At 55.5% G+C, this 24,410-nt stretch carries 4 protein-coding genes; all 4 read left to right on the top strand.

What is annotated here, in order from left to right:
* The first annotated feature begins 222 nt into the window (after positions 1–222).
* The 4 genes from AC0YNV_RS11490 to AC0YNV_RS11475 all read left to right on the top strand — a co-directional run bounded on the left by AC0YNV_RS11490 (position 223) and on the right by AC0YNV_RS11475 (position 24,405).
* Positions 223–1,350: a response regulator gene (locus AC0YNV_RS11490; RefSeq protein ID WP_475768209.1), complete on the top strand. Its 1,128-nt coding sequence runs from the start codon at positions 223–225 to the stop codon at positions 1,348–1,350.
* A 155-nt stretch (positions 1,351–1,505) separates the two neighbouring features.
* Complete coding sequence (locus AC0YNV_RS11485) at positions 1,506–7,055, top strand: hypothetical protein (RefSeq protein ID WP_475768208.1); 5,550 nt, start codon at positions 1,506–1,508, stop codon at positions 7,053–7,055.
* Positions 7,056–7,167: 112 nt separating this feature from the next.
* Entirely contained in the window at positions 7,168–14,901 is a 7,734-nt protein-coding gene (locus AC0YNV_RS11480; protein ID WP_475768207.1) for an S-layer homology domain-containing protein, read from the top strand.
* Between the two features lie 117 nt (positions 14,902–15,018).
* Positions 15,019–24,405 (top strand): chitobiase/beta-hexosaminidase C-terminal domain-containing protein, encoded by a 9,387-nt coding sequence (locus AC0YNV_RS11475; RefSeq protein ID WP_475768206.1) that lies wholly within the window; start codon positions 15,019–15,021, stop codon positions 24,403–24,405.
* The last annotated feature ends 5 nt before the right edge of the window (positions 24,406–24,410 follow it).

Here is a 24,410-nt window from a genome sequence, read left to right as displayed (position 1 = left end):
AAATAAAGAAAAGCAGGCTCCGCGCAAGAACATTTCAAAAACCAGGTTAAGGATATGCCTGTAGATATTCATTAACCAGTGTCATCTGAAGATGCGCCTTAAGGCTGGACAGCTTATTGGATTCAATTTAATTGACCCGCGGGGCGGTGCAAAAATGCAGCCGTCTTTTTATGCGGTGCTTGCATATTGGGTGGAATTTCAAACTGAAAAGAGGCATCAATAATGTTAAGAGCAGTCATCGTGGATGATGAGCGACCGGCCATTCACCGCTTGCATCAAATACTCAATGTCCGGGAAGACGTGGAGATTGTCGGTGGATTTACCAAAGCCTCCGAAGCGCTCAAAGCATTTCCGGAGCTGAGGCCGGATGTGGCTTTTTTGGATATTGAAATGCCGGAAAGAAACGGTCTCGAACTGGCAGCGCTGCTGCTGGACATGCAGGAGGATCTGGAAATTATTTTTACCACAGCCTACAGCCAGTACGCCCTGGAGGCGTTCCGGGTCAATGCGATAGATTATTTGCTGAAGCCGGTCGATCCAGGCCTGCTCGAACGTACGATTCAGAGAATCTATAAGCGGAAGGAGAGGGGAAGCTCCCTGAACCGGGCGGCGGAGAGTGCACATGCGCGCATTCAATGCTTCGGCAGCTTCGCGGTGTTTGGAAGGAACGGGGAAACGGTCCGCTTCCCGACGATGAAGACGGAAGAGCTTCTTGCCTACTTTTTGACCCACCGCGACACGGATCTTTCCAAATGGGCGATATGCGAAGCCTTGTGGCCGGAGCAGGAACCGGAGAAGTCGGAGCAGAATTTGCACACTTCCGTATACCGGATGAAGAAGACCCTTCAGGAAAACGGTGTCCGCATCCATCTGGAATCAAGAAAAGGTGTGTATCGCTTTGAACTGCTTGATTCATGCGATTACAGGCAGTTGGTGGAACTCAGCAGCCAAAGCCTGACGCCGAGTGATCAGTCGCTGGATGATGCCGAGCGGATGCTGCTTCAATATCGCGGCACATTGTTCGGGGACAAGGATTACGCATGGTGCGAGTCGGAGAAGGAGCGTGTTCAGAAGATTTTCGCCGAGCTTGCCAAACAGCTGATCCGCATCTGGATGGACGCGAAAAACGTTGATCGTGCGCATGAACTGCTTCAATTCATGCTCGAACGGGTTCCATATGACGAGACGGCGCATGAATGGCTGCTGAGTATCTACGTTCTGCGAAAGGATCGAATTGCTTTCTTCACGCATTATAAAAAAATGGAGGATTGGCTGCTGAAGGAAGTGGGAATCGCCCCTTCCGCTTCGGTCAGAAAGCTTTATAAAAAAATAAAAACGGAAATGAAATAAACAGGCTCCGGGACGTGTGCGATGTACACGCTTCGGAGTCTGTTTGTTTTCGTTGGAACAACCAGTTTAATGTCGAAGCTTGTCAGCGTTTTGTGAGAATCCTGGAGTAATATAGGTAATTGGAATCAGATTTATAGCTGGGGGGTCATATGTTGATGTTGAATAGCCAAAAGTTGAGAAAATGGCTGGCGGTGACAGCGGTTTTTAGTCTGCTTTTCTCGCTGCTGCCGGTCTGGACTGCGCCGAAGGCGGAAGCCGCAGGCGATGATTTGGAGGTGACTTTTGGCGCAGGTACGCTTATCGGAAATTTATCGCATGAGGCGGATAATTCGTTTCTTAATTTTGCCAGTAATCAGCCGGGTTTCACCAAAAGTGACGGGATCAATATGGATCCTGCTAATGGGGATGTCTTCGTACATTCAGGAGAATCGGCCCAATTCATCATTAACGTAGCTGACAATCCTGCTCTAAAGGCAATTGCACAAAGCGGGCAGGCGCAAGCGATTGTGGGATGGGGCTCCCTTCACTGGACTGAAACATCAGGCGGCTGCGGCTTTTTGAGTCTTGAAAATTGCTTCCAGGGAACGAGAACGTGGATTTACGTGGACGGAACGGAAGTATTGTATGAAGAAGCATGGGACGGCGGGGTTTCGGCAAGAAGTGCTGTGGTGACGATAACTCCGACGACCGAGATTCGGATCGAGGTGAGCGGTGTCAGAGACGGCGTAGACGCTCCGTCGGGACCTAGAGGTTTATTTGTCAAGTTTCAGGATAAAGAACGTCCGGAGATGACGGATTACACGTTCACCGGCAATGGAGAGGAATGGCCCAACAACAAGATTAATCAGCAGGAGCTTTATGTCAAGAAGGGCGAAAATATTTCATTATCTTACAATTTCAGCGAGCCCGTACGCCCTACGACAGTCGTTGCGGCGAATGCGGATGCTTTTCTTAAGCATCCGCTGTTTGTCAATCCAGCCGGAACCGGTCTGCCGGCCTCAGGGCAAGCGCAGTATTCGACCAGCAAGACATACACGCAAAGTACTTTTTCAGCCAATCAAGGGGACCCGTATCAGTATTTCAAGTTTCCTCTTCATGACAGCATTGCGTATCAATATACGGGTACCCAGTACCATAACAGCGGCAATAATCCGCTTGAACCGAAAATTCTGATCGATCCGGACGACGATACGTCGGGAGATCCGCCGATAGACCAGCCTTTGGAGAAAAAGTTCAAGGATGCCGTGTTCGCAGACGCGGCCGGCAATGTGGCGGATATTTCGTTTCCCGGTACAGCCAACGGGGGCAGCAATAATTATCTGGACGGCAAAACAGTTGATCCGTTCGACTACAGCAAAGAAGGCTTCCGCGTCATAGTCGATGCGGTGCCGCCCAAGTACACGAAGGTGGGCAACGGCATACAGCCGCAAATTCTTACCGGCGTTAATCTTAATAATCATGATGCGTTCGATTTCACGCTGCAGCTCTCGGAGCCGGCCGTCGTGAACAGGCAATGGGACGTAACCAAGACGTTCCTGCTTTTGAATAACGGTATGAAAGCGACGTATACAGCAGGAGAAGGAACAGACAAGTGGACCTTCAGTCTCCAGATTCCGGACGGACAGGAAGTGGAAACACCGCTGCTCAAGGCGGTGGCCTTGACGAATGATAAGGCGCCGTTCAATCCCGCAACGAATGAACCGTCCGACACCAACGTGCTGTGGGATTATGCGGGTAATATGCTGATCCAGCCCATCAACTATGACGGCGTCTGGCCTGCGGATGTCAACGCCGATGACAGAGCCAATGTCAATTCGAAAATTGACTGGGCAGGATTGTCGATTGACAATACGCCGCCGGCGATCGGATATCATTTCGAGAACGGAGGAGCCGACAATCTGACGTACCGGAAGAACGGCAAGGTGACGATCGACGCTAACGATCCGCCGTTGATTGTGCCGGCGCTTGATCCCGTGCAGCCCGGAACGACCCGGCCGAGCAAGGGTATCTATCGTCCTTCGAATTTGACGGGATCGAATTCTCCGGCTGTCGGACTGGTCTATTATGCGTGGACGCGCAGCGAGACAGATCCCTTCAAAGACGCACCGGTTGAACCAATAATTGATCCATCCGATCCCGTATTTGATGATCCGTTCACAGCCGTCAAACGGTACGCCTTGTCTGGCAAACAGCCCAGAGAGGAGCTGTATCCGGGCAATGCGCAACTGGCGGAGCTTGATCTTGGCGTAGTCAACAACAAAACGAATCTGATCCCGCTTCCCCCGGAGGCGCTGACCGCCCCGAACAGCGGCGAATGGTATTTGCATGTCTGGACGGCGGATATGACCTGGGACTCGGCGAGAGAGCTGATGCAGGAAGAGAAGAAGGACAACTATATCCAGGACCATGCTCAAGAGTACAGCGACTGGCTGGACAAAGCGCCCGGCTCGGAGGCGGACAAAATCTTTTACGCCAACAACCAGGCGCTTGCGGCTGTCGGCAGCTATGGCGATCTGAGCGTCTGGCCCCTGGCCGACTTCAGAAATGACGATTCGAACTGGACGCATAATGTGACTGCCGTCAAGGTGGACAACCGTGCGCCGGATATTGCATTTGACGGCACCACCGGGAACGATACCTCTTCCGTTCAGGTCAAGGTGACGGTGAATGATCCCCACAGCGGAATCCAAACCAGCCAATATCAATGGGTGAAAGCAGGCGCTCAGCCTCAGGACATCGATTGGAAGGATCTCCCTGGCTCGGGAGGCAGGCTGACGCTGGCCACGTCGAATGACATTATTGAGGACGGCAGCTATGTCCTCTATGTGAAAGCATCGGATCATGCAGGCAACGGGCAGACCCTCATGAGCGAGACCGTGACGGTCAACTCCGCCAATGCCGTGACCGGCAGCTTCGATCCGGAGCCCGAAGCCAATGTGTACGTGAACAGCCAAGAGGTGCAGTTCCGTCTTGGCGGCTCGCTGCTGCAGCCCCTGAATGTTGCCTCTGCGACGTACTTGGACGATGAAGCCGGAAAGGGAGAGCAGACGGTCATTGACGCGACCTATTCGGATGGGGATGACGGAGCAGAGGATCAGACTTTAGCCGATCCGGCGGATGCTGCGGACGGCCCGCTTTTTGCCGGCTATGCCTTCAGCTCAAGTCCCGTTCATCCTGCCGATGACGGAGCGTTCGCGCCGCTAGCGGCTGTCGATCAAGCGGACGACGGCACTTTAAGCTATGTGATTCCGGCTGATCCGGCATTAAACGGAAAGCAGTATCTTTATATACTGGCGAAGATGGACCAGTCTGGTATGGAGAAGAAATACTACTTCTCCAAGGCCTATTATTTCGACAATCTGCCTCCGGAAGTGACGTTCAGCCGAACCGGCTCCGATTATCCGCGGCCCTCCCAGAGTGTGACGGTTGCGATCAATGAACTGTACACTCCGACAGGTGCAGGCGCGGCCTATCAATTTGTCAAGGACGGGGATGCGATACCGGATGAGAATTCGTCCGGATGGAAGGCATTGGATGGCGGAACGGCCGCTGTCGACAATCTGGGGCTGCAGCCGGGCGAAACGGCGCGTTACACGCTCTATGTCCTCGCCCGTGATGGAATCGGAAACGCCGGCATTACGCACACCGGCACATTCAATATATCCAGGGAGGCTGACGAAATTCCTCCGACCTCTGTGTCAGCAGGCTTGATCTACTTGTATGGCGACACGCTGGACGGCTACACCGCAATCGTGAAGCTGGGCCTTGGCGCAGAGGACAAAACGGGCTATGAATATTCCGTATCCCCGGACAATGGAGCCAGTTGGGTGAAATGGAGCCCTTACACGAATTTCGTCTCGTTGAAGGTGCCGACGGACAAGCTGGCGGCTCTGCAGCTCCAGGTCAAATTCCGCACGCCGGGCGGTATCGTCGGTGATCCGGTCAAGCTGGATACGTCGGGTGTCTCTACGCAGCAGCCGGTCTATGCATTGGCATCGCTGAGCACAACGCGGCCGGTGAAGCCAAGCGTAGGCGTCGACATTAACGTCACGGCTCCGCTTGGCATCAAAGTGGTGCCTGCGGCTGTGAATCCGTCCGCTCCGGTCCGGTCTGGCAATACATTCAAAGTCAACACAAGCGGCGTGTACGCCTTTGACCTTACCGACATTGCGGACGATACCCGTACGGGCACCTTGTATATTTCCGTCAGCAACATCGACGACATACTGCCTCATGGTGAGATTGAATATTTGAAGACAATTCCGACCAACGGCAATGTGACGGTTCAACTGGTCGACTTGTCCGAGCCGGCCAGAGTGCTCAATAACAACGGCAGGACGTCCTATACATTTACGGAGAACGGAAGCTTTACCTTCCAACTGATGGATGAGGCCGGCAACACCAATGACATTACGGCCAACGTTGAAAATATTCGTAAAGCGGTGCCGAAGGTCGAGGTCGTCCGCTCCTATACGTACGGGGAGAACGACAGCAAGAGCTACGGCACGATTAAGGACGGCAGCGGCAATGTGCTGTTTGCCTCCGGCGTCAACCTGACGGTGATCAAAGCAAGAGATGAGGCCGAGGATGTCATCGTGACTGCAGTGGACGGCAAGGATACGATCATGCTGCAGAAGAATGGTACGGTTTCCTTCATTGTCTCCGATCAGTACGGCAATACGGACGTCGTCAAAGAAGTGGTCGACAACATCATTCCGGACCCGCCGGCAGTTGATTCGATCACTTATACATTCGTGGATAACGCGGGCAATCCGCTGCCGCAAAATCAGATCAAGACCGTAAACGGCAAGCAGGCTGCCAGAGGGAATGTGAAGGTGACGCTAATTGGCAAAACGGCTTCTCCGAACCGGGTATTCCTCGGCATAGCTCCGACCAAAGCCGAAAACGGCAGCTATTCGAATGCCTTAAGCTCGGAGGACGGCAATTTCAGCTACTCGCGGACCTATTCCGCCAATGGAGTGACAACCGTTGCCCTGTCGGACATCGTAGGCAATGCGGTCAAGGTGCCTCTCGATATTCAGGGACTTGACAATACACCGCCGTCGATTGAACTGAATTTACCGGCTGTAGGCATCGTGAAGAAAAATCTGGATGCGCTTGGTCTGGTGAAGGACTCTGCTGCCGGCGGTTATATCGTTACCGCTGACAAGGCCAAGGAGCTGGGTCTCGGCGGATTCCTGGTGTCGGATAATCTGTCAGCGGAGGGCGCCATCCGCGTCATCGTCAGCGGACTGGATATGAGCAAGACGGGTGGCAGTCCGCAGCTTGTGACTTATACGGCTGTCGACGAAGTCGGCAACAAGGCGACCGCTACCCAATATGTGACGGTAGTCGAGGACGACGGCATGAGCATATTCGCCAACGGCCTGTTGATATCGGGTTCGTCCGCGACGACAGCCATTTTCGATCAGAGCACGCTTACGTTCAATATTACAAACTACAACGTTGTGAACGTTGGCGGACGCGATCAGGTCAATGAGAAAGGCACTTACGACCTGCTGTACCAGTCCGGATTGTACCGGGAAGGGCAGATGAAATATATCGCCACGGGCATTTCATACAGCGATTTGGTAAAAGGCAATTTCAAAGTGAGCTTCCCAAGTGCCGGCTGGTACACGATTATAGTCCGGAACCAGGAGCGGGAACGCGAGTTTGCGACCTTCTTCATCAGTAAGAAAGGCTAGCGCGAAGTCATATGGCTGATCGAAACAGATGCGGGCCTGAGTGGTGCCTCTTCCGGGGCGCCGCTTCCCGCGCGATACAAAAAAGAGACTTCACAAGAGGAGGCAGTTCGTTTTGAAGCTGTTTACCAAATTGCTTGCATGCGTGCTCGCGCTGCTGCTGTTCCTTTATTCGGGGAGCGGGATCTCGTCCGCTCTTGCGGAGGACATCAGCGCGCCCAAGGTGACGGAGCTGCAAAATGATTTTATTAAAATTACAGTCGACAATGCCTCCGGCCGGTTCGGCATCCGGACGGTGGACGGGCAGCCCATTCGCAAGAAGGACCAGAATGTAAGTCTGCTCTTTCAGGGTGATGATCCGGAAACTTCTTTTACGACCTTCAAGATTGACGGGACTCCTTATATATTCGGTAATCCATACAAATTCGGCATCGATTTCTTCTCTGAGACATCCAAGCCGAGCATTATCGAGAACAACGACGGCACCAAGCAGATTGAAACGGTCTGGACAATAAAAGGCGTTCAAATCAAACAGGTATTGATGCTGTATGCCGATCCATCCGACAAGCTCAATGCGGGCAACATCAACATCCGCTATGAGGTGCTTAACAACAGCGGTCATCAGGTGGAGCTGGGCACCCGCATCCTATTGGATACGATGGTGGGCGGCAATGACGGTCCCGCCTTCCAGATCGGCACGGCCTATGAGCAGCCGCTCACGGTCGAACGGGAACTGGTGCACAATCCGGAAGATAATGAACAGATTTCTCCGGAAGACAGAGCGTACTATAAACTTCCGCCGTATTGGGTTATGCGGGACAAGCTCGATCTGAGCAAGCCTACGGCGACTGACGTCATGGCCTACGGCTTCAACAACTTTGCCGAGCAGAACATCAATATTGTGGACAGGATGCAGGTCGGACATTGGAACGGTCTTGCCAATACGAAGTGGGATTATACTCCGGATGGCAATCTGGATTATACGACGGATACGAATGACTACGGAACTGCCGACTCCGCCGTAGCTTTCTATTGGGATCCGAATGTGATCGCCGACAAGGCGTCGCAATCGTTCGAAACCGTCTACGGTCTGGGCGAGCTTGTCGCTCCGGACAAGGTATTCTCCATCCGTTATCTGGATACGCCGCTGCAGCTGGCTACGAATGACGACGACAGCGCATATGTAAATGAAGGCGTCTTCGATATCAACGCGGAAGTGGAGAATCTGCCCGCGTTCAATATGGAACAATCGCAAATCGAGGTCATCATGGAACTTGACGACGGACTTGATTTCGTCAAGCTGGACGATCAGGGCAAAGTGGTGACAAACACGGACGGCAGCGCCCAGACGGAGCAGGGGCGCAGCAAGAAGCTGACCTTCAAGAAGACGGCCACGCCGGCGGAAGCGGAGCAGGGCATTATTCCGAAATACAAGCCTGGCGATACGGTAACCGCCACCTTCAAGGTGAAAGCCAAAGGCAAGCCCTGGCCGACAACCAGACAATACATGCTGACGGCTAGCAGTCCGGAAACGGATAAGACGCTTGCCGGGGAAGAAGACCAGGGCATCAAAGCGCAGTATGAGTCCAACAAAGCCAGCTTCATTCTGCTGCCGGCTGTCGGGGACGCGGTGCCGACAACGGCCTACGGCCTCTCCCCCAAAGAGAACTACGCAAGCGATGTGAAATATATTACGGTCAATATGACGAATATCGACGCGTATAATACCGGCAATGACTCGGCCGAACCGAACTTTGACCTGTTCCTGGAGAATGCGGCCAGCGGAGAGCGCTACAAGGTGCCGGTCAAAAGCTCGGTCATTCTGCAGCCGACGGACGACGGCTTCTCCGGCGATATGCGCATCACGTACCGGGGCGGCGATCAGGTAGACGACAATGGCGTGGCTATCGAGGACAAGAGCGGCCTCGGACCGGATCTGCCGCTTGGCGAATACCGGGTCCAAATTGACTACAAAGGCGACACCGGAGGCAATGCGGATATCGCTTCAATGTACAGCGTCTCGACGAAGCAGACATTTATTGTCACGGACAATGACGCGACCCGGATCCGGGAAGCGCAGCTCATGGCTGTCTACAAGCAAACGGTCGACTTAAGCTCCGTCCCCCTATCCATGGGTCAGGAGCAATTGGATGAGCTTAACGAGGCTTATCCGACGAATAAGTTTAAGAACCCCGGGGATCCGTTCAACGCTGTCCAGGCTTATACAACGGCGATGGGATTCCTGAAAATTGCGAGCCAAGCGGTGGATTCGGGCTTCGATATGGGTCCGTTTCTGGACACGGATTCATTGGCGGAGCTGCCGGCCTACGAATACAAGCTGTTTGATTCCGAGGAGGAATTCGAGGAATTCTTCGATTCGGAGGAGCATCCCGACCGTGAAATGCTTGTCAGCATCCGTGGAATGATCAAGGAGTCCGGCGGAAGCGACGACAAGCAGGTCGTGGTGGACACGAAGACCGAGCCGGCGATTATCAATGACGCCGTCGCCTACCAGGGCAAGGATATGGTGTTCGTGCGCGGCAAGCTGGATGCTTTTAATCTGTCCGGTCTTGCGGGCTATAATGACATGCCTTTCTTCGACACCTTGTTTGTAAAGGGAGATGGCACGCTCAGCGTGGCCAGCAGCGGTTTCGTGTTCCATAAGGGAGAATGGACGCTGGACTTCTATAACGGCTTCGAGAAATCCTTGGGCGACGGCTATTCACTTTTCCCTGAGGATTATCCGCAAAGCGGCGGCAATCCGATGGACTTAAGTCTGAACGGCGGCCTGCAGTGGGCGTCGGGAGCGCTTGGCGACCAGATCAATCCGCTGCGGCAGGTGACGGTCCCGCTCGTATATTTCAACAAGCACAGCCTGTTCGCAGTGCCGGGGTTTTCGTTTAGCGGGTTCGGCATCAAGTTTAACGACTTCGTGCTCAGACAGGGCGGCGTATCTTTCGGCGGGAGCATTTCCCTGAGCTTTATCAATGCCGAGGTTCGCAACGTTATCTTCAACGACAAAGGTTTTGTCGGAATCGATGCGGCGCTCAAGTTCAATCTCAATGAAGGAATTGGATTGATCGAGCCGGAGGACTCCGATGAGGAGGAAACCAGTGAAGCCGAGGATCCTGACGCGCCCGGAAACCCTGGTACGCCAGAAAATCCGGATACACCCGGAAGTCCAGGCGGTGGCGGGGGCAAAGAAGAAGAGGAAGAACCGGGCAGCCCTAGCGGCGAAATCGATATCGTGCATTTTGTACAGCCTGTGGAGGATGTATCGAATCAATACGGCATAAAATTCGACGCCCAATTGAAAAGCATGACGGAAATTTCCGCGGAACTCTCCTTCAAGCAGGTGGCAGACGGCCGCATCTTGCCCGATGTCATTGCATTCGGAACAACGCTGCCGGCGCCGGGCATTCCGATTGCCGGGGCGCTGAATTTGACTGCGCTGCGGGGAGCGGTGCGTGAACTGGCCGATACGATCGCGGGAGGAACGAAGGATGATCCGTTCCCGCTTACGCTGCAAGCCGGCGTAGGTTTGCGATTCGGGGTTGCGCCGGCTTACTTCTTCGGCGATATCGACATGACCTTGAAGCGTACGGGCATTAAGCTGGAAGGCACCATGGATTTTTCCGCGGTGGCCGAGCCCGAAGACGACCAGTTGATCAAGATGCTGACCATGGCGCTGATTGAAGCCCAGTGGACGAGTCCATGGTTCGTGCATATGGCGGCGGAAGTGGACATCGGCGGCTGGAATCTGATTGTGGGCAAGGTCGGGATTTTTGTCGGACAAAATCTCGAGAAGCACCGGATCGACTTCGAAGGCTATATCGGTGCCAAGGTACAGATACCCGAGGATGTGCCTGTTGTCGGCGGGATGCCGCTGTCAAGCGTATTCTTCGGTCTCAATAACGACAAGATCTGGGGCAGCATCGGTATCTTGTTTATTTCCCTGGGGATTACGTACTACTGGGGCGGCGGTGTCGAATTCGGCACCTCGGGTGAACAGCTTCCCGACGGCTTTGCCGATCTGCTGATCAATGATCCCGAGCGCGGACCGCGCCTGCTTGTTATCGGGCAGGGGATGAAGACGGTCGCAACCTCCTGGGTGGATGCCGAGAAAGAGACGCAGCAGATCACCTACCGGGACATTTCCGAAGGCGTACAGCTGCTGGATAACGGGTCGATGGACATCGGCGTCGGCGGGATTACGGTATCCAATAACGGACGCATTCACGAAATTCCGATGAGCGGCGTGAGCGGAAACGCCATTATCGAAATGGAGTATACCGATAAGGAAATGCCAGGCTTTACACTGAAGGACCCGAGCGGCAAGGCGTATCCGGTGGTTTTCGACAACACGAATACGAATCCTGACGCGAACGCCTTTACCCAGTATATTTCTGCGGCTTCGTCCAGCGACAAGGTGGATCACCGGAAGGCCTATATCATTCTTCCCGAGGATAAGGTCAAGAATGGCGGGAGCTGGACGCTTACCGCGCAATCGCCGGTCGAAACCCGTCTGATTAATGTACCGACGGTTCCGCAGCTGAAGCAGGTGAACCTGACGCAAAGCGGAGCAGACATGAATAAATTTACGGCAAGCTGGACTGTGGACAACGCCGAGACGGGCGACACGGTGGACCTCTATTTAACGGAGAATGCCGTATCCTCGAACACGGCCAAGCTGGCCAACGGGCAGGAGGTGCTCGATCCGGGCGATCCGGGAATGCTGATTGCCAAAGGACTGCCGGTTGGCAATAACGGCGGCAAGTCCGGCTCCGCGACAAGCGGCAAAACGGACATCGACGTCACCAAGGTGAACATGCTGGGCGGCGAGGAGGATATCCGCGGGCTGCTGCAGCAGGGCGATTATTACCTGCGTGCCGAGCTCAAGTCGGCATCCACCTTCGGCACCAAATCGTCGCCGGAGAAGATCAGTATCGTCGATCCGCTTGCGCCAAGCAAAGTAACCGATGTGGAGATCAAGCCTGCGGGCGATGGATACTTCTCGCTGTCTTTCAAGCCGGCGGCGAAGAAAGCCGGTCAGGAATCGTTCGAGCATGATTATGTGATCACTGCGCTGCAGGATCAGAACGGCAGCCTTGCGCCATATCTGAATTTTGGCGACATTCTGCTTACCGGCCAGGAGCTGGCCGATCACTGGAATGCGTCAACCGGTAAATACGAGGGCATTCTGCTCGGCGGCTGGTCCGCGACGACAACAGACAATACTGTCGATCAAAGCAGTCTGGAAGGCAAGGCACTGGATCCACAAGATGTTCAATACTCCGGATTGCAGGTCGGACAGAAATATGTAATCGGCGTCGAGGCCGTAGTCAAGCCTGACAAGGAAACGGACAAAAATGAAAACTATCATTATGCCGAGAGGGTCGACAGTGTGAATACGCTGCTTCCGGCGCCGGTCAAGCCGAAGCTCGAGCAAACCAAGGATTTCTCGGCGCCGACCGCCAGAATTGACATCACGACGAAAAATACGGCACAGCAGAGCATTGAGCTGTACTCCGATCTGCCGAATGTCGAAGTAGAGGCGATCAACGATGGCAAATCCGTCGGCAAGGTTGCGCTGCAAAAGGATGGCGAGGGCAGTCATGGGGTGCTGCAGCTTGATCCGTTCACAACGGACGGCACATATGCGGTTGAGTTGCGTGTGACCAACACGAAGACGCAGGACAGCTCCGTCAAGATGCTGTACCTGACCGTGGATACGATCGCTCCGATTTTGTATCTGAACGAGCCGATCACCGGAGACAGAACGATAGACGGAAAAATCCGTTTCTCCGGCCAGACGACCAAGGGTGACGCGCTGGAGGTGCTGGACGGCACGAACACTACTCCTCTTACCGTAGCAGAGGACGGCAAATTCTCAGGAGAAGTAGCTGTCAGCTCGGATGCTCCAACGGTAGAGCTGACGGTACAGGCTCACGACAAAGCGGGGAACTACAATCAAGCGGTCGTTGAAGTGACGAACGACAAATTCCAGGCTCCGACAGAGATCTCCATCCAGAAGGCGGGAGCGCAGCCGGGCGAGCGGGAGCTTGGCTTGAAGCCGGGCGACAAGCAGAAGCTGCAGGTCGTGCTGTGCATGCCGGAGGGCGAAGCAGCGGAAGGCAAGCCGTCATGCAAGGAGGTTACGGCCGCAAGCGATCGGGTCCGCTATACCCTTTTGCAGGGCGATTCGGTGACCTTGGCCGATGACGGAACGATCACTGCGGAAGAAACGGGGGCGAGCCTGATTCAGGCAAGCTACGAACTGGCTGACGGCGTCACGCTTGAAGCGATGCAGGCTGTTTCCGTGGAAGTGCCTGAACCGACGGGGCTCGGTCATTTGGAAGCTTCAACGTCTCCAATCGCTTTTGAGAGCGCCTTGACCGAAGTCAAGATAGACAATCCGGGAGAAATGCTTGGCTATCAGCTGGTTTACAACGTATTCTCGCAATCGGAGACTGCGAGGCAACCATCATTGAATGAGGATCTGAGCGATTGGGGCTTCCTTCCTGAAGACGGAGTGGTTGCTGCCCAGCCGGGCAATATCATAGTGGTGGCGAAGCGGACCTCTTCGGACAAAAAGGCCGTGGCGGCTTCAGCTAAGCTTACCGCCCAGGTATGGCAATCGGTAGGCGGATTTTTCGGCGGAGCGGGGGCTCCGGCCGTAGGTCCGAAAGATCCGGCACTCAGCCTGAACGACCAGCCGTTTGACGCGCAGCGGACAGACGACGGCAGGCTGACCGCCCGGATTACGACCAAGGATATAACAGACGATACGTCGGATATCCGGATTGTATCCAGGGATTCATCATTGAAGGGCTATACTTTCCAATTCGAGAAGGCGCTCGTGCAGCAGGCGGCGGATAAGGGACGGCAGATCATCATCGATGTTCCGGCAGGCCGCCTGACGCTGACGCCCGATATGCTGGCGGGAATGGACCAGGATCTGGAGGTTTCCATCGATCCGAACGATGCTGCTGCGCTTAAAGCGCTGGAACAAATTGCGGATGACTCGGATGCCTCCATGCTCGGATCAGGAGAAGGGATTTCGATCCGTACGAATCTTCCAGCAGCCAACTGGCATTCTTACGCCGCCGCCCGCATCGCGGTGCCGGGTGCAATCAAGCCTGAGGATATAACGGCGGTCATGCTGAGAAGCCCGGACGGGGCATGGACCACGCTGCCGTGGAAGCTGGAGCGGTCCGGCAATCAGGCCTATGTGAACGTGCAATTGACCGGAAGCGGCAGTCTGGTGTTCATGCGGAAAAGCGCATCGTTCACCGATGTGAAGGCCGGCTCATGGGCCAGGCAGTCGATTGATCAGGCAGCGTCCAAAATGTTTGTGATGGGCAGAGGCGCTGGGCGTTTCGAACCGGACAGCAATATTACGCGGGCGGAGTATCCGACGCTGCTGCTTAGGGCCGCAGGCATGATGAATAAACAAGCGGGGGCATCCTTTGCCGATGTCTGGAAGCAGGACTGGTATTACCAAAGCGTAGCCATTGCCGCGCAAATGGGTATTGTCACCGGAATGGGCGACGGTTCATATGGTCCGGGCGCGACCATTTCGAGGATTGAGGCGATGACCATGGCGGGCAGACTGTTGAACGCGCTCGGCCGCGGCGGCGATCTTACAGAGGAGAAAGCTGCGCAATTGCTCGGCACATTCGCGGACGGTCCATCCATTCCCGAGTGGGCCAAGCTGTCAGCAGCGCTTTGTATTCAGGAAGGCATCATTCTGGGCGAGAATCAACAAATCAACCCAACGGATAGATTGACACGGGCGCAGGCTGCGGCAATTGTGATGCGGCTCGATGCCCTGATAACCGGAAAATAATGACAGGCAGCACCGGCAACCGCTCGAACAGGTTGCCGGCTCCTTGCTGTTAAGAAGAGGGAACGTACAGGATGTCCGCTTTCAGGCGGGGCTTAACAAATTGAGGCGGTGACTTAAATGGCTGTAAAGCCGGGAACAAGAAGGTTTGCAATTGGATTGGCGTTGTTATTGGTGCTGGCCGGATTGGCCGGATGGAAGGCTTTCACGGCACAGGCAGGGGCGGAGTACTGGACGGATTATGCTGACACCGGCTGGTATGATCCGGACTATGCGACCTTTACGATTGATACGCCGGCAAAGCTTGCCGGTATTGCGAAGCTGGTCAATGGCGGATTGAGCGACGACGGTTACTCCATTGACGGTTTTAACGGCAGGGTGCTGGAGATCGCGGGCGATCTGAATGTATCCGCCTATACGTGGGTGCCAATCGGCACAGCGGATCATCCTTTCAGAGGAACGCTTATTGCAGCTGGCGGTGTTGTCAAGACAATCAGCGGGATGACGGTGGACAATGCCGAGTACGCGGGCTTCATTGGAAACATGGATGCCGCGACGGTAGGCGGATTAACGTTCACGGGCGGCGGCATCAATCTGACTTCCGTTACGCAAGCCGTCTATGCCGGCACGGCAGTCGGCAAAATGACGAACAACAGCACATTATACGATATCAATATTGCAACCGATATGCAGATATCGGTCGCTACGGTAACCGGCGTGACTTATGCCGGAGGCATCGTGGGCCAGAGTGAAGGCGTGGTCTCCAACGTGGAGAATCACGCCGCAGTCACCGCGTCCGGAGGGGATGTGTATGCCGGAGGAGTTGCAGGGCAAGTTTACGGGACCGGCCTGGAGCTCAAGAAAGTGTGGAATTACGGCATGGTTAACGCATCTTCCTCCGGCAATGAGGCGTACGCAGGAGGGATTGTCGGATATGCGCCCGTATCTGTCAACATGGGCGACGACAATACGACAATTCTGAATGCGGGCGCTGTGTCGTCCAGCGGCGGGCTGCGCAATTATGCCGGAGGCATCGTGGGCAGAGCAAGCTGGACGGCGAGCTTCTCGGAGGATACAGCAAACAGCGGGGCGGTGAGTATTTCAGCTCCATCGGCAAGCGGCTCTTACGCGGGCGGGCTGGCCGGTTCGCTGGATAGTTTGCTGGTTGGGCGCACCCATGCGTTTGCCTTCAACAATACGGGAGCCGTGACAAATAACGGAGGCTCCAACGTATACACGGGCGGAGTTGCCGGTTACATCGAGGGCGCTTTGGCCTGGGGCGAAAATCTTGCAAACAGTGCGGGCGTCACTGCGTCCGGAATGAGTCAGGTATACAGCGGCGGGCTGTTCGGCTCTGTGACGGGCGAGCTGAGCTTGTCGGGAACTGCCGTAAACGCCGGAGCCATCTCGGTATCCGGAGGAGCGCAGCCGGTTGGACCGGACAACGCATATACCGGCGGTCTGACCGGTTATGCCGGAAGCCGGCTTCTCTTCAACAATCCGGCTGAAAATGCTTATGCGAACAATGGGGCGATTACCGTAATCGGAGGGACGGGCGTGTACACGGGAGGCATTTCGTCCAACCGCGCTTATGCCAGAGCCCCGGGCGGGGGAATCACCGAAAACAGTGATAACGTGAGCAGCGCCGTCAATATTGCCGTTGCCGGTAATACCGGGCTGTACACGGGCGGATTCATCGGCATCGTGCAGGATGGAGTCGATAAAACAGTCTATAATGCAGCGTTTTCCGGGGGGATTACCGTCACAGCGGCAGCTTCCGACCAGACGAATCCCGTCAGTACAGGAGGGATTGTTGGTTACTTCGCCGATGGGGGCGGCATCGGGGCTCTGAGTCAGGATTCCTTCAGCGGCACGATCGTATCAACTGGCGGCGGAGCCGGTACGTATACGGGGGGAATTGCCGGCTACATGAACGGCGGCGCGATAAATAATGCGGCTTCCGGCAATAAGGCGGGCAGCTATGCCGCTATTACGGCTGATGGCGTTATTGGAGCGGTAGCCGGCCATATGGAAGGCACCGTCAATACCGCAGCGGTCAAGTATTTCAGCGGGACGGTGACAACCCATGACGGCTTCATTGGCGGAATAGCGGGTGCCGCCGGAGGCGTGATTACCGGAGCATCGGTTGGCGACGAAGCTGCAGCTGGCAGCGACAGCGTCAAGCTCGCTGCTGCAAACGGCATTGACCGGATGACCGCCGGCGGGGTAATCGGCCATAATACAGGTTCGCTTGCCATTACGGACAGCGGGGTCACCCGAATTGGCTTGCTCAGCGAGGCCGGAAGAAGCGGCTACTTTCTGGGGGCTGTCGCGGGCAGTCTGACTTCCGATGCGCATATCGGTACGGACGTGACGCCGGTTGCCGTTAAGCAGGTAGACATTCAGGTGAAGGCATCCGACAGCTTCGTTGGCGGCGCCGTAGGCAGGAATCAATCAGCCGATGTCTATCTGGATGCGGAGAATCTGAATATCGATGTTCCGGCATCCGGAGTCAAGGCTGGGGGAATTGCCGGCCTTCAGAATACCGTCGGGCTGGGTGATCAGGCGGGCAATAGCGATGCGTTAACGGTGCGGAACCTGACGGTATCGGCAGCAGGAGACGCGCTTGAGATCGGCGGACTTTTCGGAGAGAATGCCGCGGATACGCCTAAGGGGTTGGCGGACCATATCACAATTATCGCATTGGGATCAGACAACGAGCTTGGAGGAATTGCCGGCCGCAATACGGGCACCATCACCAATGTTCAGGTGAATGCCCTGCAGATTGAGTCGGGCGGAGAGCAGGTCGAAGCCGGTGGAATCGCCGGCCATTCACAGACGCCGGGCGGCCAGACGGATTTGGCCGGCATCCACCATGTTCGGGTTCTGGCAGGCGAGGAAGCGCTGATTAAGGCAACCGGCGTCAAGGCCATCATTGGAGGGATTGTCGGATCGGCGCAAAATACCGAAATCAGCGATTTCCAGGTGAACGGCGAGCTGCCTGATTACGCGATGATAACCGCCGAAGGCACCAACGCGCAGGCCGGAGGAATTGCCGGCCGCAGCGAGAACGGAGCCATCATTGGAGACGGAGAACTGACGAATGCGGACAATCTGGTCATTACCGGCACGACCTCGGCAGCTTCCTCCGTACTTGGCGGCCTTGTCGGAACCAATAACAAGACCAGGCTGGATCAGGTTTTTTCCGGCTCCGTCAATCTCATTGTGAGCAGTCCAGGCACAACAGTCGGCGGCATGGCCGGTTATAACCTCGCTACCGACGAGGCTGTCCTTGCAGACAATAATACGGCAGCGCTCAGCATCAAGGTGAATGATACCGGGATCTCCGCCATAGTCGGCGGAATCGTCGGCGTCAATGATAAGCGGGGCACAGATCCGGAGAACGATCCGGTTCACGCGGTCAGCACTATCCAGAACAGCCGCATGGTCGGCACAATATGGGTCAATGCGCCGGATTCGGTGACCGGCGGCATGGTTGGAGAGAATCGCAGCCTGATCGCCAACGCCAGCATTTCCGATAAAATCTCGGTTTCCTCCATTGGGGAATCCGGGATATTGGGCGGGATAGCCGGGGTGAATGCGGAGGGCGGAACCCTTTACTACACCTATTCCAACGCCAATCTTACGCTAAAAGGAAAGGATGCTTTCGCCGGCGGATTATCCGGCGAGAACCGGGGCGGCGTTATCGCCTCCTATGTCGATATCGATGTAACAGGAGATGCATACGGAACGAATGGCCATTCCGTTTATTTGGGCGGCCTGATCGGCCGGAACAGCGGAACGGTGGATAAATCCTATTCAGTATCCAAAGTAACGGCCAACGGCAGCTACACGATTGTCGGGGGGCTCGTTGGGGCGCATGCGGCCGGGATCATCAGCAACTCCTATACAGCAGGGGAAGTTGCGGCGAATGCCGATCATTCTTACGCCGGGGGGCTGGTAGGCAGATTGACGGACGGTACGGTCGAGACCGCTTATTCGGCAAGCCGGGTCACGGCAGGCGGCGGCGCGCTTGCGGGAGGTTTTGCAGGGCGCTATGACAATGCCAGCAAGGAACTGCTTTACAGGACGTATTATGTGAAGGATGTCGACAACGACATCAACGGGGATTTGCCGGATTTTGCCGAAGGCAACTATATCTGGCTGAATGTTTATGCACGGCTCAGCACCATCCTGTCAACCACGCTGCAAAACAGGGATTACTTTCCCGCGTTGTCCGGATGGGATTTTGACAGCACGTGGAGATACGGCTCGATGAATGCCGCGTACCAGTATCCGGAGTTGGTCCGTACAGCCAATACCGGAGGAGGAGCAGGCGGCGGGAACGATGTTAATGCCAATATCAACTGGTATTTGCGTGATACGGGAGCGATCAGCTTCGAGCTTAGGACCGAGGCGGAGCTGGCGGGACTGGCAGCGGTTGTGAACGGTACGATTCCAGGTGTCGCGCCGTTCTCATTCGAAGACCGCACAATCAGGATGCTGAACCCGATTCATATCCAGTCGAATCAATGGGTGCCGATCGGCATTGATGAAGACCATCCTTTCAATGGAACCTTTGACGGGGACAGCCAATTGATCGACGGGCTCAGCGCGCCGACCGATGATCAGTATGCCGGTTTGTTCGGCGTCATCGGAGAACAAGGCAAGGTGCGGAAGGTCATCCTCGAGCCATTGTCCGTGTCCGGTGAGCAATTTACAGGAGCGCTCGCGGGTCTGAATAGGGGCGAGGTCTCCGATGTGGAGATCAGGCTGTTGAACGGCACCGAAATCAGCGGCGGCACGGTCGGCGGCATTCTCGGCAAAAACACGGGAACGCTGGCACGACTCTCGCTTCGTATGGAAGGCGGCAGCCGGATCGAAGCCGTTGGAGCGAATTCGGTCGCCGGAGGATTGATTGGCGATAATTCCGCTGCGGTCACACCGGAGACGGTCAGCTTTACGCTTGTTGACGGCAGTGTGGGCAGCGGTGCAGAGAATGCGGTCATCGGCGGAATGATCGGGAAACAAGCCGGGGATGTAATCGGCATGGAATGGGATATGTCCGCGAACTTCCGCATCTCGTCGACAGGCGCAGGGGACACGCTTGGCGGAATGATCGGAGAGCATATATCCGGCAAAGCCGACAAGTTGTCACTTGCCTTGAAGAATGGCAGTCTGGAAGCGCTGGGCGCGGGATCCGTGCTCGGCGGCTTGATCGGCCAGTCGGCTGCCGATAGTCCAATCTCGAATATAACGCTGACCGGCATGCAGGACGGTCCGCAGTTGAAGGGCAGCGGCACCGTAGGCGGTATCGTTGGAGTCAAGAACGGCAAGGGCAGCCAGACCTATGATCTGGATCATGTCCAAGTCAGCGGTCTGACGCTTGCCGCTGACGGCGGGAACGCCCAGGTTACTGTGGGCGGGATTGCGGGCAGGCTTGCCAATGCCGCGGCGCGGCAGATTGAGGCGAGCGGCACGATCCGTGCTGCCGGAGACGGGGTTACGGCTGGCGGAATTGTCGGGCGGTCTGACGATTCGCTGCTGGACCAAGCGGATGCGCAGATGGCAATAGACGCAGCCGCGCAAACGGGCGGATCGGCGATCGGCGGCGCTGCCGGAATATTAGCGGCGAGCAATCCCGACAGGAGTCTTGATTTCGGCAAGGCTGCACCTTTTTATCCGGGGCTTTACAATACTTCCGTATCCGGAATCAGTATTGCGGCGAATGGAACGGATCAGCAAGCGGATTTGTTCGTGGGCGGCATCGTCGGCAGGAATGAGACTGCCTCCATTTATTATTCTCAGTCAAGGGCCTCTCTTGATGTCACCGGCGGCAAAAAGGCTGTCGTTGGCGGTATCGCGGGCTTCAGCGACGGCATCATTGTCAATGCTGCTGCCGGCAGCAAGATCGGTGCGGATTCCAGCAACGTCTATGAGGTTGGCGGGGCGGTCGGTCAGGCTGCAGGCGGTGAGATTCATTATGTGCGCGCTGTGTCAAAGGCAGGAGAGAAAATCACTATCGGCAGCGCCGTCACCAAACCGGGAATGGTGCCGTCGACATATGTTGGCGGATTGATCGGAATGGGCGACGACACCGCAATTACGGATTCATATGCCGATCTTCCTGTCGAAGCATTTTGCGATAATCCGGACACGACCATTTATGCAGGCGGCTTTGCCGGCCTTCTTGGCGGAGAGGGCTCAGGCTCGGGGACTGTAGACCGGGCTTACGCCAAGGGAGATACAAAAGTCCAGGGGATTACCGGTTCTTATGCCGGCGGTTTTGCGGGTTACGTAGACCGTTATACCATCATTGGCGCTTATGCGGACGGCGAGGTGGCCAATACCGGTTTTGATACGCAAAGCGGCGGCTTTGCCGGGGTTGTCGAGCGGAATGCGATCATCAGGCAAGCCTACGCCGTACAGGAACGGGTAGCGACGATAGGCGTCAATCACCCTGCAAGATCCTATGCAGGCGGCTTTGCCGGTTACAACGACGGCATAATCGAAGATGCTTTTGCCCGCGTACCGGCCTTTACGGTGGATGCGGAAGGAGCGAACGTCTTCAGCGGGGGATTCATTGGCTACAACTTCCGGAACGGGAAGGTGACATCCTCTGATTATCTGAGCACGCTGAACGGGGTTGGACGTAATCTGGGCACGGCAGAGGTAAATAAGGCGGATAAGGACCTTGCCGGCTCGTACGGTTATGAAAACTGGAATTTTGACCTCGAAGCCTCTTTCCTGAGCGGGTCGCAGCCCGCTGATTTCAAAATTCTCAACGCGGAGCAATTGAATGCCGCTGTGAGACTGTACAATGACGAAACCGCGCTTGCCTATTTCAGGCTGTTTAACCGGACAGCGACCGTCAAACCGGAGATGACCAAGCTTTCGCTTGGCGCGGACATTGTCATGGACGGTCATGACTGGGTGCCGTTTGGCATTTTTGACGGGCAGTTCGACGGACAAGGCAAATCAATTGCCGGCCTGACGGGAACGGCGGAGGGACGGTCCGCTTACGGCTTCGCAGCCGAGAACAACGGAACCATCGCCAATGTAAGCTTTGTCGATGGGAGTATCACAGGCGGTGAAAATACCGGACTTGTGGCCGGGATCAACCATGCGGGAGCGACGATCAGCGGAATCAAAGCGGGAGGAGCGGTCAAAGGCTCCGATCGCACCGGCGGTATAGCCGGTACAAATGCAGGCAATATGACCGGGATCGAGCTGACGTCCATGTCGGTGAGCGGCTCCGATTATACCGGTGGTATAGCCGGTACAAATGCAGGCAATATGACCGGGATCAAGCTGTCATCCATGTCGGTGAGCGGCTCCGAATATACCGGCGGTGCAGCCGGAACGAATGAAGGCAACATGACCGGGATCGAGCTGTCATCCATGTCGGTGAGCGGCGCCGATTATACCGGAGGCCTTGCCGGCATGAACAAAGGCATGATTGAAGACGCGGCTGTGAACGCGACGCTTGCGGCTGCGGGAGAGTTTGCAGGAGGAATCGCCGGTTCCAATGAGGGAACGATCAGCCAGGCTTATTCAAGCGGAAGCATGAACGGGCATTCCGCAGCTGTCTTAACGCGCGGGGGAATTGCCGGCTCCAACCTGATAACCGGTGAAATCAGCGAATCATTCTCGTATATGGATATCGCTGCTCAGGCCGAACAAGCCGCGGTTGGCGGCATTGCAGGCGTGAACAGCGGGACGATCCATGATGTCTACTATTCGGGACATGCCGCTGCGGAGGGCTCTACCCGGTCGCAGGCAGGCGGTATTGCCGGATATGCGGCTGAAGGCGTCATTCGCGATTCCTTGAGTGTCGGTGAAGTTACCGCTGTTACCGGCGGCAGGATTGTGCCGGGCAAGAGCGATTTCGGCGGCATTGCCGGCCGGAAGGAAGCGGCAGCTGTCATTGCCGGCACCGCCTTCAACAAGCAGATGCTGAAGGCCAATACGGCTTATTATGACGCCGATGGGAAGCGGGTTTCAGGAGGCGCGGCGGAAAGTGCGGGTATGACGTCCAAGGAGCTTGCGGGCGGAAGCTTGCCGGCCAAGCTCAACGCAGGAGTCTGGAGAGGCGTTCCGGGCTTCTTCCCTCAACTTGCGGCATTCCATGCAAGCGATGCATCCAAACTCAGTACGGCGGCTGTCATTCTTGACGGGCAGGATACGATTAACAGTATCCGGAACGGCTTTGGACTCACCCAAGGTGATGAAATGACCTGGAGCGCCGATCCGAAAGAAATTTCGCTTCAGCCTGTTTCAGGCTCTCTGGAGGGATCTTTGACATCAGGCAGCGCAGTTTTAACGGTCACCCTGGATGGAGCTGCCAGAAGCTTCATGCTTAATGCTCCAGCACCGAGATTTGCCGAATCGGCCCAAGCGCCGACGGCGGATTCCGAGTCCGAAACATTCACGGACAAAGCAGCGGTTAGTCTGAGCACAGTTGAACCGGCGGGAACTATTTATTACACACTGGACGGCAGTGAGCCTGACGGACGATCACGTCTATACACCGGGCCAATCGTCTTGATGGACACGACGACCATCAAAGCGGTCACGATTGCCGAGGATAAGGAAGACAGCGAGGTTTTCTCCGGAACCTGGACGAAGAAGGAGTCCGGCGGCTGGTTTGTGTTCTTCCCGCCACCGGCTCCGCAGCCGGCTGTTACCGCCAGCATCGGTTCTAAAAAGGTGCAAATGGACGGCAAGACGGCTGTCACTATGGCCAGAAACAGCAAATTGACGCTATCTGTGCCGGAGGGTCAAATGATTTATTACACGACCGATGGAAGCAGCCCGACGAAAGACAGCAAGCTGTACAAGGGTGATATTCTGATTACGAAGAATATGACGATCAAGTTCATTACCGATTCTGATGATAAGGTCATCACGATTAACTGCGTGGTTGAGAATGCGAAATACGAATTGAAAAGCGATGCAAAAGATGTGAAATATATTTCGGGCTACAACAGCCGCCAATTTAAGCCGGACACGGCGCTCACCCGGTATGAGATTACCGAAATCCTCTCACAGCTGCTGGACAAGGAGGATGTTACGGTTGCAAATGTGTTCAGCGACGTAGACCGCAGCAAGGAAGATCTTGTCGCATTCTTTACATCGGCGGGCATTCTGTCCGGATATCCGGATACCACCTTCCGCGGGAAAAACGGTCTGACGAGAGCGGAATTTGTTGTTATTTTATCGAGAGTACTGAACCTGAATGTCAGCCAGGGAGGGAAGTCGGAGTTTTCCGACGCGACCAGCCATTGGGCGAAAAATTACATCGCAGCGTTCGCCAAGGCCGGTTATATCCAGGGCTTCCCGGACGGAACCTTCAAGCCTGACAGCAAGCTCACAAGAGCTCAGGCGGTTGTGCTGATCAACAATATCATTGGAAGAGGGAAGCAGCAGACCGCAGGGCCTAAATACGATGATGTGCCTTCCAGACACTGGGCCTATTCAGCGATTATGTCGGCCGTCAAGGAGTAGAACAA

The organism is Paenibacillus sp. JT31N11, from assembly GCF_056269285.1.
Note: the sequence above shows the minus strand (reverse complement) of the source record. Positions and strands in the feature narration are given on the sequence as shown.